This is a genomic window from Clostridium sp. SHJSY1, from assembly GCF_031626875.1.
Lineage (GTDB): Bacteria > Bacillota > Clostridia > Clostridiales > Clostridiaceae > Clostridium.
In genome coordinates this window covers 18,793-33,811 of sequence record NZ_JANDMF010000019.1, presented here as the reverse complement: position 1 = coordinate 33,811, position 15,019 = coordinate 18,793, and the positions used below count along the sequence as shown (strand labels likewise).

Sequence of the window (15,019 nt, the reverse complement as noted above, 5' to 3'; positions counted from 1 at the left end):
GGACAGTTTTTTTAATGAGCAACTTATCACTCGACTATATGACAATATTTACTTTACAATACACAAAATTACAACTAAAATTAAAATTAGATAAATGATAAAAATAAAGAAAATATGTAAATAAATGTAATAAGGCGTTTATAAAGTATTATCATTTGTCAATACATAATTAGGTGGTGATAATATAATACTAATTTTTACAGGAATTAAATAACTTTTTTGAGAGAGGTGAGAAAATATTGGAGAGTAAAAAACTAAAAAAATGTAAAGTTTTTTTGTTTTTTATAACGTTACTATTTGGAACGATTACTCTTGAGATCATTGGTTCGAATAAGGCATACGCTTTCTCTGGAACAGGAACAGGTACCTCAAGTGACCCTTATATAATATCATCTAAAGACCAGTTGAAAGAAGTTAGTAGTAACTTGTCTGCAAATTATAAATTGGGATGTGATATTAACCTTGGCAATGTTGAATGGGCGCCAATAGGAAATAGTACAGCACAGTTTAGTGGAGTTTTTGATGGAGCCGGACATGTTTTAACAAATCTTTCAATTACAAAGGTTAATGCTGATGGAAATTCACTATTTGGATATGTAAATGGTGGAACAATAAAAAATCTCAGCATAAAAGGTGTAAATATTAATGGTGAAAGTTATACAGGAGCTATAGCTGGTAACATGTCTGGAACAAGTGTGATTGATAACTGCTCTGCAGATGGAAGTGTTACTGGTAATGGAAATACTGGTGGTTTAGTAGGTGAAGCAAATGGACTAGTCATTAGTAATTCTTATTCTTCAGTTAACGTAACAGGAAAAGGTGATAATGTAGGTGGAGTTATAGGAAACCTTACAGGTAATATCACTAATTGTTATGCAACTGCAGAAGTAGTAGGTCAAAGTGGCAATTATACTGGAGGACTTGTCGGGAAAGAGGAAGGAAATATTACAAAGTCTTATACAATTAATGATGTTAGTTCTAATGGAAGCTATGCAGGAGGATTAACAGGCTGGCTTCATGGACAAATTAATCAATGTTATGCTAGTGGGAGTGTTACTGCTGCTGGAGATGATGTAGGAGGACTTGTTGGATATTCAAATTCAGGTAACGTTATAGAAAACAGCTTTAATTTAGGTGCAGTAAAAGGAAGAAATTATATTGGAGGAATACAAGGATATAATGCTGGAATAGAAGGCAGTAATTCTACAATAAAAAATAGTTATTCCTCAGGTAGAATAATTGTAACTGGAACAGGTAGTGGAGGTTTGTCAGGAACAAATACAACAATAACTGGTAGTTATTATGATGGAGTAGCTAGTAAATATGCTCCACAAAGTGTTTATGATATAAGTAAATTATCCACAGCGATGAAGATGTCAAGAACATTTAAAGACTGGGATTTATCAGGAGTATGGGCAATTGATGAAGGAACTTCTTATCCTTATTTGAGAAGTGTACAAAAACCTGATGGTGTTACAGCTGCTCCTACAGGAGAAGTTGCAGGAGGAACAGGTACAATTGATGACCCATATATAGTAAGTACTGCAAAACAGCTTCAAAATATAAAATATGATGTTGGAGCAAGTTATAAGTTAGCCAATGATGTTAACATAGAAAATATTGATTGGACAGCAATTGGAAGAAATAGTGCAGTTCCTTTTACAGGAACATTTGATGGTAATGGGCATGCGATTGAAAATTTTTCAGGTGATTATACAAATGGATTATTTGGTTGTGTTAAGGGTGCAACAATAAAAAATCTAAGCATAAAAAATGTAAATATTTCAGATGGTAGCTACACAGGAGCTTTAGCATCAAATGTTTATGGTGTAAGCATTATTGATAATTGTTCAGTTATTGGAGGAACAGTAACAGGTTCTGGATGCACTGGTGGACTAATTGGAATCGGAAATGATGTAACTATAACTAATTCCTATTCTAATATTTCAGTTGTGGGAAAAGGTGATAGTGTAGGAGGCCTTGTTGGAAGTCTTATCGGAACTATAAAAGATTGTTATGTATTAGGAAATGTAAATTCTAAGAGTAGCAATGTAGGCGGTATTGTAGGATCATTTCAGGGAAATATTTCTGAAACATATTTTTCAGGTAATATATCAGGAGCCAATAACGTAGGAGGACTTCTTGGAAATTCTAATGCTGGAATTGTTAAGGATTGCTTCAGTTTAGGAACAATATCAGGAAATTCTTATGTGGGTGGAATACTTGGAAATGGTAATACAACCATTACAAATAGTTATTCTGCAGCCAAAACAAGTGGTTCAGGAACCAACATAGGGGGAAATTCAGGAACATCTACTTCAGTAACAGATAGTTATTTTGATAGTAGAATTTCAGGTATGAAAATACCAAGTGAACAATCAAAGGATACAAAAGATTTATACAATAAGGATACTTATTCAAATTGGGACTTTACATCAACTTGGAGTAAGGATACACAGTATCCATATTTAATGAAGTTACCAAAACCAAACTTTCCTATTGAAATACCTGATGGACTAAGTGTTACAGATGTAACTAGTACATCTATGAAAATCACATGGAATGCTGTGGATGGGGCAATAGGCTATGATATAGAAGTAGATGGTAAGGTAATAGATGCTGGTAATAATACAAGCTATGAATGTGCTGGATTGACAGCAGGCGCAAACCATACATATAGAGTTAGAACAAAAACGTCTAGTATGGCAAGTGATTGGAGTTCACCTGTAAGTCAATCAACATTAAGTGCAGTAAACAATGTAAATGCAACCGTAACTAGTACATCATTAAAAATCACATGGGATGCAGTGGCAGGAGTAACAAACTATGATATAGAGATAGATGGCAAACTAATAACAGGCTTGACAGATACAAGTTATGAATTAAAGGATTTAGTGCCAGGGACAGTTCACACTTATAGAGTTAGGGCAATAACAGCAGCTGGTATAGGTGATTGGAGTGTTCTTTCAAGCAAAACAACTTTGAATTTGGTAAATGGTATTCAAAGTTCAGTAACAAGTACATCTATAAAATTGATCTGGAATCCTATAAATGGAGCAACAAGTTATGATGTAGAGGTAGATGACAAGTTAATAACAGGAATAACTAATGCAAGCTATGAAATAACAGGATTAATGCCAGGAACTACTCATGCATATAGAATAAGGGCAGAATTTACAGATGGTTCAGGAGATTTTAGTGAACTAACAAATGCTACTACATTAAGTGTAGTAACTAATGTAACATCAATTGTAACAAGTACGTCAATAAATGTAAGCTGGGACAAAGTAGAGGGAGCAACAAGCTATGACATAGAAGTGGATGGTAAAGTAATCTCAGATATAACAGATACAAGTTATATAATATCAGGTTTAACCCCAGGAACAAGTCATACTTATAGAGTTAGGACTACAACAGCTGCAGGAGTGGGTGATTGGACTGAACTTACAACTAAGGTAACACTGAGTGCTGTAACTAATGTAACATCAATTGTAACAAGCACATCAATAAATGTAAGTTGGGACAAAGTAGATGGGGCAATAAGCTATGACATAGAAGTTGATGGTACAGTAATAAATAATGTAACAGGAACAAGCTATGTGATTTCAGGATTAGCATCAGGAACAACTCACAACTACCGAGTTAGAGTAATAACATCTGAGGGAGTAGGTGATTGGACAGAACTTACAACTAAAACTACCTTAAGTGTAGTAACTAATGTACAAGTAACAGTAACAAGTACAGCAATAAATTTAAGTTGGGATAAAGTCAATGAAGCAATAGGCTATGACATAGAAGTGGATGGCAAAGTAATAAATAATGTAGCAGGAACAAGCTGTGTAATTTCAGATTTAACACCAGGAACAAGCCATACCTATAGAGTAAGAGTAAATACTAGAGCAGGAATAGGTAATTGGACTGATTTAACAACTAAATATACATTAAGTGTTGTAACTGGGGTAACATCAGTAGCTACAAGTACTTCTATAAAAGTAAACTGGGCAGAAGTAGAAAGGGCAACGGGTTATGATATAGAGGTAGATGGTAAAGTAATAACAGGAATAACAGATACAAGTTATGTAATTTCAGATTTAATACCAGGAACAAGTCACACTTATAGGGTAAGAGTAACAACATCAGCAGGAGTAGGAGAATGGACTGAGTTAACAAATAAAGTTATTTTAAGTACAGTAAGTAATATAACATCAACAGTAGCAAGTACATCAATAAGTGTAAGTTGGGACAAGGTAGATGGCGCAAAAGGATACGATATAGAAGTAGATGGTAAAGTAATAGCAGGAATAACAGATACAAATTATATAATAGGAGGATTAACAGCAGGAACAACTCATACCTATAGAGTTAGAGCAATTAGTGAAGCAGGAGCAGGAGAATGGAGCGAATTCACAAGTAAAGCTACATTAAGTGCAGTAACTGGGGTAATATCAATAGCTACAAGTACTTCAATATCAGTAAACTGGGATAAAATCGAAGGAGCAACAAGCTATGATATAGAAGTAGATGGTAAAGTAATAACAGGAATAACAGATACAAGTTATGTGATTTCAGGTTTAACAGCAGGTACAAGCCATACCTACAAAGTAAGAGTAACGACAGCAGCAGGAGTAGGAGAATGGACTGATCTAATAACAAAAACTACCTTAAGCATAGCAGCTAACGTAGCATCAACAGTAACAAGTACTTCAATAACAGTAAACTGGGATAAAGTAGATGGGGCAATAAGCTATGACATAGAGGTAGATGGTAAAGTAATAACAGGTGTAACAGATACAAGTTATGTAATCTCTGGCCTAGCAGCAGGTACAAGTCATAATTATAGAGTTAGAGTTGTATTTGCAGATGGAGCAAGTGATTGGAGCGATTTAACTACTAAATCAACTTTAAGTGCTGTAATAAATGTAGGTGCAACTGCTACAGGAAAATCAATATCAATAAATTGGACAGCAGTAACAGGAGCAATAGGTTATGACATAGAAGTAGATGGAAAAGTAATAACAGGAATAACAGATACAAACTATGTGATTTCTGGATTAGAAGCAGGAACAAGTCATAACTATAGATTAAGAGTAACTACAGCAGCAGGCGTTGGAGAATGGACTGATTTGTTTAATAAGGTAACTTTAAGTGTTGTGGCAAACGTAACTTCAACAGTAGCAACTAACTCAATAACATTAAATTGGGATAAAGTTGATGGAGCAACAGCTTATGATGTGGAAGTAGATGGTAAAATAATTTCGGATATAACAGGAACAAGCTATGTTATAGCAGAATTAATATCAGGAACAAGCCATACCTATAGAGTTAGAGCCAAGATAGAGACTGGAACAGGTGATTGGACTGAAATAGCAACACAATCTACACTAAGCTTGGTAGAAAATGTAACCTCAACAGTAACAAGCAGTTCAATGACAGTAAATTGGGCAACAGTAACAGGAGCATTAAGTTACGATATAGAAGTAGATGGAAAAGTAATCACAGGAGTAACAGGAACAAGTTACCTGGTTACAGGTTTGACAGCAGGAACAAGCCATACTTATAAAGTAAGAGTAATAACTTCAGCAGGAACAGGAAACTGGACAACACTTTCAACTCAAACAACTGTGGGTATAGTAAGCAATGTAACTTCAACAGTAACAAGTACCTCAATGGCAATTAGTTGGGCAGAATTAGCTGGAGCATTAAGTTACGATATAGAAGTAGATGGAAAAATAATCACAGGAGTAACAGATACAAGTTATTCAATAACAGGATTAACAGCAGGAACAAGCCATACTTATAGAGTAAGAGTAATAACTTCAGCAGGAACAGGAGACTGGAGTGAACAGATTACAAAGTCAACTTTAAGTGTGGTAACTAATGTAACATCAGTGGTAGCTAGTACTTCAATAACATTAAATTGGGATGCTATACAAGATGCAACAAGTTATGAGATAGAGGTAGATGGGAAAGTAATAACAGGAGTAACTGGAACAAGCTATGTAATCTCAGATTTAACAGCAGGGACAAACCATACTTATAGAGTTAGGGTAATTACTGCTGAAGGAACAAGTGATTGGAATGAAATAGTAACAAAATCAACTTTAAGCTTAGTAACTAATGTAACAGCTGTTGTAAATAGTACTTCATTGACAGTAAATTGGGCAACAGTAACAGGAGCATTAAGTTACGATGTGGAAGTGGATGGAAAAATAATCACAGGACTAACAGGAACAAGCTATGCGATTTCAGGACTTACACCAGGAACAGATCATACTTATAGAGTAAGAGTAATAACTTCAGCGGGTGTAGGAGAATGGACAGCACTTACAACTGAAGCAACAATAAATGTTATAGGAAATGTAACTTCAAGTGTTGGAAGTACATCCTTAACAGTAAATTGGGCAGCAGCATTAGGTGCGTTAAGTTATGATATAGAAGTAGATGGAAAAGTAATCACAGGAATAACTGGAACAAGCTATGCAATTTCAGGACTTACACCAGGAACTAATCATACTTATAGGGTAAGAGTAGTCACTTCAACTGGCGTGGGTGATTGGAGTGAAGTAGTAACTCAAGGAACTATAAATGTTGTAGCTAATGTAACAGCTGTGCTAAGTAATAATTCTATGACAGTAAATTGGGGATTAGTAACAGGTGCAACAAGTTATGATATAGAAGTAAATGGCACATTAATTACAGGAATAACTGGAACAAGCTATGTTATTACAGGACTAACTCCAGGAACAACATACACTTATAGAGTAAGAGTTAATACAAGTGTTGGAGTAGGAGATTGGAGTAATCCAGTTAGTAAGGCAGATTTAAATGTTGTAGTTTCAACTGGAGTTACAGCAGTAGTAACAGGAACATCTGTAAATCTATCTTGGGGAGTAATTCCAGGAGCAACAGGTTATGATGTAGAAGTAGATGGAGTTGTAGTAAGTGTTGGAAATGTTGGAACTTATGTAGCAACTGATTTGCAACCAGGTATAACTCATACTTATAGAATAAGGGCAACAACAGCAGATGGAATAGGAGATTGGAGTGATCCAATTGTTAAAACTGCACTAGATGTGATTATACAAGGTAGTGTTACAGCTGTAGCAACAGACACATCAGTCAATGTAAGTTGGACACCAATAGCTGGAGCAACAGGATACGATATAGAAGTTAATGGAACTGTAATAAGTGGAATAAGTGGAACAAGTTATGTGATAACAGGTTTAGAACCTGGTGCAACAGTCACTTATAGAATAAGACCAACAACAGCTAGCGGAGTAGGTGCCTGGAGTGAAGTTGTAAGTCAGACTACCTTAAGTGTAGTAGGAGGTGTAGTTTCAACCACAGATAGTACATCTATTTCAGTAAGCTGGGGGGCAGTAACAGGAGCATTAAGCTATGATATTGAAGTAGATGGAAAAGTAATCACAGGAGTAACAGGAGCAAGCTATGTAATTTCAGGACTTACCCCAGGAACAGACCATACTTACAGAGTAAGGGTAATAACTTCAGCAGGAGTGGGAGTATGGAGTGACATAGTAACAAAGGGAACATTAAGTGTAGTAGGTGGTGTAGTTTCAGTTACAGATAGCACATCTATTTCAGTAAGCTGGGGAGCAGTAACAGGAGCATTAAGCTATGATATTGAAGTAGATGGAAAAGTAATCACAGGAGTAACAGGAGCAAGCTATGTAATTTCAGGACTTACCCCAGGAACAGACCATACTTACAGAGTAAGGGTAATAACTTCAGCAGGAGTGGGAGTATGGAGTGACATAGTAACAAAGGGAACATTAAGTGTAGTAGGTAGTGTAGTTTCAGTTACAGATAGCACATCTATTTCAGTAAGCTGGGGAGCAGTAACAGGAGCATTAAGCTATGATATTGAAGTAGATGGAAAAGTAATCACAGGAGTAACAGGAATAAGTTATGTAGTAACAGGCTTAGAACCAGGAACAAGCCATACTTATAGAGTAAGAGTAGTAACTTCAGCAGGAGTAGGGGTATGGAGTGATGTAGTAACTAAAACAACCTTAAGCATTGTGACAAATGTAACTTCTACAGTTGATATTTCATCTATGGCAATAACTTGGGCAACAGTAACAGGAGCAATAAGTTATGATATAGAGGTAGATGGTAAGATTATTACAGGAATAACAGCATCAAGCTATACAGTATCAGGATTAACATCAGGGACAAGTCATAACTATAGAGTAAGAGCTATAACTGCAGCTGGAACAGGAACATGGAGTGATTTAGGTAAATGTTCAATATTGTTCCCAACTGCTATTAGTATTCAAGGTGATAAAACTACAATTTCTTCAGGCTCAACACTTGTTGTATATGTTAGTATGAAAAATTGTAATAATATCAGTAGTGAATATATAGATATTCAATATGACAATAAGGCATTCCAATTTGTTAATTCTGAAGTTACAAATACAGATAAATTTCAGATTTCAGATGAAGAAAATTCAGGTGATGGACATTTAGTATTTATAGGTGGAAGCAATGGACAAGAAAACAGCATAAATAGTGATAGTCAGATATTAAAGCTTACATTTAAAGTTAATCAAGATGTAGCCCAGGGTGAAATAATAGTAACAACTGCAATTGTTGGGGATGTCAATGATAAAGTTTATGAAGCCACATGTTCAGGACAAATATTTAAAATTGTAACAGGTGATGTTAATGGAGATGATAAGGTAACAATTGACGATATGGCAATAGCTTCAAAACTTGTTGGAACAAATTCTAGCAAATGGGGAAGCTATACACCAGATGTTAATGGGGATGGCAAGGTTGATAACGAGGACCTAAAAATTATAGCAAAACATATAACACATTAATTAATATAAAATTCACCTGAAAATTAGAGGTTTTAAATTTGCTATAAATTATTACATTAATGAAGCAAATTTAAAACTTTATATTTGTTAAAATAATTAAGTGAAAAAAAAACCCAAAACCTGTAGCTCTAGAAAAATGAATATTTTAGATTATATTAATAATATCTATGTAACTGATAGTTATCCAAGGAAAGTTGCATAGATATTTTTTTGTAAATAAAATCTATTGATTCTAATTATTAGATTTTCTAAACATAATTATAGAACTTATAACATTAAAATAAAGATTGGAGAATGATTTGATAAACTTATGTTAATAATGAAAATTTAACTTATTAAGATAAGATGAAGATACACATACACTTAAAAAATGTAATTTATGATATAATAAGTAATTATGAAAAATAGAAGTGGAGGGGTATTTAATTGACGAAGAATAAGTTGAATAAAGATGTTTTGCTAAAACCAAATGTTTTGATGAGAATTTTATTTCCTGAAATTCAAGTTTTAGAGCATATAAAGGGAGCAGGAATTATAAATAAAGAATTATTTCAAAAAGGAAGAAAAGCTACAAATAATGCTATGACAAATGCAAATAATACGATAAGTAAAACAGTAGCTAAGAAGGCATCAAACACATTAAAAGCAGCTGAAGAAATTGATACTAGAGTAAAAAATAATATAGGAACATCTTCTATGTCAGGAAATACTAGAGATATATATTTAAAAAATAATAAAAATAGGGATGAACTAGATAAAGCATTCTGTTTAGTTGAGAATAAGTTAAATGAATATGTATTGGGGCAAAATGAATTCTTAGATAAATTAACTATTGCATTTAAAAGACCTTTTGTTTATGGAAAGGAAGATGGAATAAGTAATATTATATTTGTAACTGGACCAAAAGGTTCAGGAAGACATTTGGCTATAAAAGCTATTACTAAATTTTTAAAAGAAGAAAAAATACTTAAAAGAACAGGAAATTTTCAAATAGATTTATCTAAATATAAACTTGAAAAAGATGCAGAAAATTTATTTTTACCAGATCTTTATAATGCACTTTATAGACAAGAACCAGTTGTTGTTTTTGATAATTTTGACAAATGTCATTCAAGCGTCTTAGATACAATAACTAACTTAGGTATTAATGAAAAACTTAAATTAAATAAAAGATATATGGATCAAGTAGATCAGATGATAGAAGTAACAGGAAAGGGTAATCTAACCCTTAATACCACAGATGAAATTCTAGCAAATGGAAAATATATTGTTTTTGTTACAGAAAAAAGTGAAAATGAAATTAAAAGTTCATTTCCAAGTAAATTTATGCAGAAGGTATATGACATAGTGAAAACAGAGTCTCTTTCGGATGATAATCTTTCTATAATTTGTGAATTTATATTAGAGGATTATAGGAAAAAGATAGAAAATAACTTAGCTATTACAGTAAACTTTCATGAAAGTGCATTAAAGTTTATTGTCAAAAACAGTGATAAATTAAATGGTGCTCATGCATTAAATACTTTTGTTGAAGAAAGTATATACAAACCTCTTGTTGAATTAGAGTTAAATGAAAAGTTGCTAAAGAATAAAACTTATACATTAAGTGATGATGAAAATTCATTAGTATTGTTAGATGATTTAAATAAAATAAAGTTATCAGGGATAATAAAACAAGCAGATAAAGAAGGTCTAGAAGAGTTAAATAAAGAGCTTGATAATATAATAGGTCTTGATAGTGTTAAGTCATTTATTAAGAGACTCCAAGATAATATAAAAGTCCAAAATTTAAGGGTGGCTCAAGGATCAAAAGCAGCTAAATTATCATTACATATGATTTTTACAGGAAACCCTGGAACAGGAAAGACAACTATGGCTAGAATTATGGCTAAATATCTAAAAATTCTTGGATATTTATCTAGTGGGCACTTAGTTGAAGTTTCAAGAAATGATTTAGTGGGTCAATATGTTGGAGAAACAGCACAAAAGACTATGGCAAAAGTTAATGCAGCTAAAGGTGGAATATTATTCATAGATGAAGCTTATTCTTTAGCTAGAGATGAAAATGATGTATTTGGAATTGAGGCGGTGGATAGTCTTGTAAAGGCAGTTGAAGATAACAGAGATGATTTAGTTGTTATTCTTGCTGGCTATTCAAAAGAAATGGAAGAGTTTTTAAAGACTAATAGTGGTTTAAAATCTAGATTTAATTATAATGTTGATTTTGAAGATTACACTCCAAAGGAACTTTTACAAATTTCAAAGGTGATATCCCAATCAAATGGATATGAAATTAATGAAGAGTTAGATGCAAAACTAATTGAGCTATTTGAAAGTAAGCAAATTAAAGGTAAAAATGATAGTGGTAATGGAAGACTTGCAAGAAATATAGTAGAACAAGCTATAGCAAACCAATCAAAGAGATTAGCAGGAGCTGATGAAAATAAAATAAATAAAAGTGATTTGAATAAGCTTATGTTAAGTGATTTTGGTTTAGATAAAAAAATAGACTTTAATCTTGAAGATGAACTTTCAAAAATAATAGGTTTAGGAGAAGTAAAGGAATTTGTAAGAAATTTAGAAAAGCAGCTTAAAGCAAATGAAAAGAGAAAGAGGTTAGGTGTAAGTGTTGAATCTTCTCAATCTTTAAATATGATTTTTACTGGGAATCCAGGAACAGGAAAGACAACAGTTGCAAGGCTTGTTGCAGATTTAATGAAAAAGATGGGTATTTTAAAATCTGGTCAAGTTATAGAAACTGATAGAAGTGGTCTTGTAAGCCAATATTTAGGGGAATCAACTAAGAAGACAACAGAAATATTTAAATCAGCATTAGGTGGTGTTCTATTTATAGATGAAGCTTATGCATTAATGTCCACAGAAAATGATTCTTTAGGAAAAGAAGCTGTGGATACTTTGGTAAAGCTTGTGGAAGATCATAGAGAAGATATTATAGTAATTCTTGCTGGTTATGATAAGGAAATGAATGAGTTTTTAAAGAGCAACTCAGGACTGAAATCAAGATTCCCACTTAAGATTAACTTCCCAGACTATACTGTAGATGAACTTTTAAGCATAGGAAAATCTATGATTAAGAGTAAAGGGTTCATCCTTTCAGATGATGCTGAAGATGAGCTAAGAGCAACTATAGATAGTGCTAAGAAAAATGGTGGAGCAGAAGCTGGAAATGGAAGATTAGTTAGAAATGTGGTAGAAGAAGCAATAAGAAGACAATCTTCAAGGATAGCTGATATGGAAGAGATAAATGAAGAATCAGTTGTCATCTTATATGAAGAGGATTTTGGAAAAGTTAAAGAGAGCGATGAAAGTTTTGATTTAGAAGGAAAATTAAATGAAGTAATAGGACTTGAAGAAGTTAAAGAATTTATAAAAAGCCTTCAAGCTCAACTTAAGATTAAAGCTCAAAGAAAGGAATTAGCTCTTCCAGTAGATGACTCTCAAACTCTTCATATGATATTTAAAGGTAATCCAGGTACAGGGAAAACAACTATGGCTAGAATTATTGGGGAAGTGTTTTATAACCTTGGTGTTTTAAATGACAAGAAATTTGTTGAAACAGATAGAGGTGGATTAGTTGCTGGTTATGTTGGACAAACAGCTATAAAGACTAAAGAAAAGATTGAATCAGCTCTTGGTGGAATTTTGTTTATAGATGAAGCTTATTCATTAGCACAAGATGCAAATACAGGAGGGGGCTTTGGTAAAGAAGTTATAGATACTCTTGTTAAAGGAATGGATGATAATAGGGAAAATCTTGTTGTTATATTAGCTGGGTATAGTGAAGATATGGATAAGTTTTTAGATGTGAATCCAGGATTAAAATCAAGATTTGCAAATATTATAGAGTTTAAGGATTACTCAGCAGAAGAACTTGTAAAGATTGCGGATATTACATTTAAGAATAAAGGTTATGCAGTATCTAATAAGGCCAGAGGGAAAATGAAATTAATTTTTGAGGAAGCCTTAAAAATTGATGATTTTGGAAATGGAAGATATGTAAGAAATTTATTTGAAAAAGCTGTTAGAAATCAAGCTGTTAGATTAGAAAAGGTAGAAAACTTAACAAAGGAAGATCTAATTATGATTGAAGCTGATGATATTTCTAAGGTTAATTTATAAAGGATGGTGACATTGTGGAGAAGATTTTTAAGTTATTAAGCAATCTTATAACATTTGTTTGTGGTGTTCCACTTATATTGTTAGTGTTTTTAATATCTATTTTAATGCCAATTATGACAATAGCTGACGGATTTAAAATAATAAATTCAGGATATACTGTAACGGGAGATTACATTTCTATTATGATAGTAATTTTAGTGATGCTGTATTTATCCTTGAGGTTTAGAATTTTAAGAAAGATATATAGTGTGTTGCCATTTTCATTTGAAACAATTAAATATTTAACTATTGCTAATTTATTTATATCCATTGGAACAGAGGTTTTAAATTGGAGTTATATAACATTAAATGAAGGAAGACATAAGTTTGGAATATTTGTATTTATACTTTCATTAATTCTTTGGAGGATATTTGTTTCAATTTACTATGCTAAAAAGCCAATTGTAAATTTTATTCCAAAGGCAGAAGAGAAAATGCAAAATTATAGTGGAAATGTTTAGTTTAGAAGGGAGATAAAATGAAAAGATTTCAAGAGAATGAGTCTAAGGATTTTGATGAATATAATTCTAAAGGAAATAAAGATAATAAAAATTTAAAGCAAGAAGATATTTCATATAAAAAGTTAGAAGAAGAGGAAGTGAAAGAAAATTTTATAACTCCATCTATGAAAATTTTTAGAACTGTAGTTGGCACACTTGCTTTACTTTTTGTAATTTATTCATCAGTATTAGGAGGAACAGGTAAAGTAAATTATAAGTCAGATATTAAATCAGGAAAAATAGAAGAAGTAAAGGTTGGAGAAAAGCTGAGCAAAGAGAGTGTAAAACTAGAAGCAAAGGATTTTTCAGTAGAAACAGCTAGTGGCTATGGAAACATAGAACTTTCTATTTGGAATTTTTCAGATAAAGAGGATGGAGATTATGTTCAAGTATTTGTAGATGGAACAGCCCAAGGAGAACCTTTTTCTATTAGGCATAAAGCTGTAAAGGTTGGAGTGCCAGATAATGCTGTCGTTCAAGTAAAAGGCATAAGAGATGGAAGTAGCAATGGAATAACTTATGGTGTATTTTTTAATAAGACAGGAGAAACTTATTTAAATACAGTTCCTTTAAATTCTACAAATACATATACTTTAAAGACAAATTAGGTATTATAAGTGAAGAGTATTTATGTGGTTAATAAACAATGAAAATTTATTAGCTATATAAATGACCTTCACTTTTTTAGTATAAATTGAAAAAGTAATAACAATATATAATAAATAACTATATTTCTATTAATAGGGTTGATTTGTAAAATTATATTTACATAAATGTGGATATAATGTAAAATCTATATGGTAAAGATAGGGGGAAACTAATATGAGTAAATCAGGAAAAAAGCCATTTTATAAGAAAGTGTGGGTTTGGGTAATTTTAATACTTATAGTAGCTGTTATTGGAACTCAAAAAGGTAAAGACAAAAATAATGATACTGCTGCATCTAATGCTACTGATACAACTTCTAGTCAAGCGGGCTCTAAAGCTGAAGATCAAGATAGTAAAATAAATTATGATAATTTTTTAAGTATCAAAATGGGACAAAACTATAATGATTTGATTAATGTACTAGGAGAAGGAAAAGAAGAATCATCATCTGAGATTTCTGGAATTAAAACTGTAATATATGCATGGAGTGGCAAGGGATTAAGTAGTATGAATGTAACTATTCAAAATGGTGTAGTTACTGGGAAAGCACAATCAGGTCTTAAAAAGATGGATGCAGACATAACATTAGATAAGTATAATAAGATTAACAATGGAATGACTTATGATCAATTAAAAGAAGTTTTAGGTGAAGGTCAAATATTATCACAAAGCAAGATAATGAATACAGAATCCACAATATATCAATATATTAATAAAGATGGGTCAAATGCTAATTTCACATTTAATGGTGATAAGTTAGAGTTAAAAGCCCAATTTCAGTTAAAATAATATAAATAAAAGAAAAGCTATCTAAAATAGAAATTATAGTGACTATTTTAGATA

The 15,019-nt window shown here is 32.3% G+C and carries 5 protein-coding genes; all 5 read left to right on the top strand.

The genetic code is table 11. The features are described 5' to 3' along the window. Window positions 1-239 precede the first annotated feature (239 nt). The 5 genes from NNC19_RS10310 to NNC19_RS10290 all read left to right on the top strand — a co-directional run bounded on the left by NNC19_RS10310 (window position 240) and on the right by NNC19_RS10290 (window position 14,965). The gene (locus NNC19_RS10310; protein ID WP_310938565.1) at window positions 240-8,849 is read left to right on the top strand and encodes a fibronectin type III domain-containing protein; all 8,610 of its coding nucleotides are present in this window, start codon (window positions 240-242) and stop codon (window positions 8,847-8,849) included. A 426-nt stretch (window positions 8,850-9,275) separates the two neighbouring features. Beyond that, entirely contained in the window at window positions 9,276-12,989 is a 3,714-nt protein-coding gene (locus NNC19_RS10305) for an AAA family ATPase (RefSeq protein ID WP_310938564.1), read from the top strand. Window positions 12,990-13,003: 14 nt separating this feature from the next. After that, on the top strand, window positions 13,004-13,489 hold the full coding sequence (locus tag NNC19_RS10300; RefSeq protein WP_310938563.1) for a hypothetical protein: 486 nt from the start codon (window positions 13,004-13,006) through the stop codon (window positions 13,487-13,489). Window positions 13,490-13,506: 17 nt separating this feature from the next. Further along, window positions 13,507-14,136, top strand: a complete 630-nt coding sequence (locus tag NNC19_RS10295; protein ID WP_310938562.1) for a hypothetical protein — start codon at window positions 13,507-13,509, stop codon at window positions 14,134-14,136. Between the two features lie 214 nt (window positions 14,137-14,350). Continuing rightward, window positions 14,351-14,965: a DUF3862 domain-containing protein gene (locus tag NNC19_RS10290; protein ID WP_310938561.1), complete on the top strand. Its 615-nt coding sequence runs from the start codon at window positions 14,351-14,353 to the stop codon at window positions 14,963-14,965. Window positions 14,966-15,019: the final 54 nt, after the last annotated feature.

Bases quoted from the DNA above. Each gene is read 5' to 3' on its own strand.
- NNC19_RS10295 (WP_310938562.1), top strand. From the start codon at position 13,507: ATGAAAAGATTTCAAGAGAATGAGTCTAAGGATTTTGATGAATATAAT.
- NNC19_RS10290 (WP_310938561.1), top strand. From the start codon at position 14,351: ATGAGTAAATCAGGAAAAAAGCCATTTTATAAGAAAGTGTGGGTTTGG.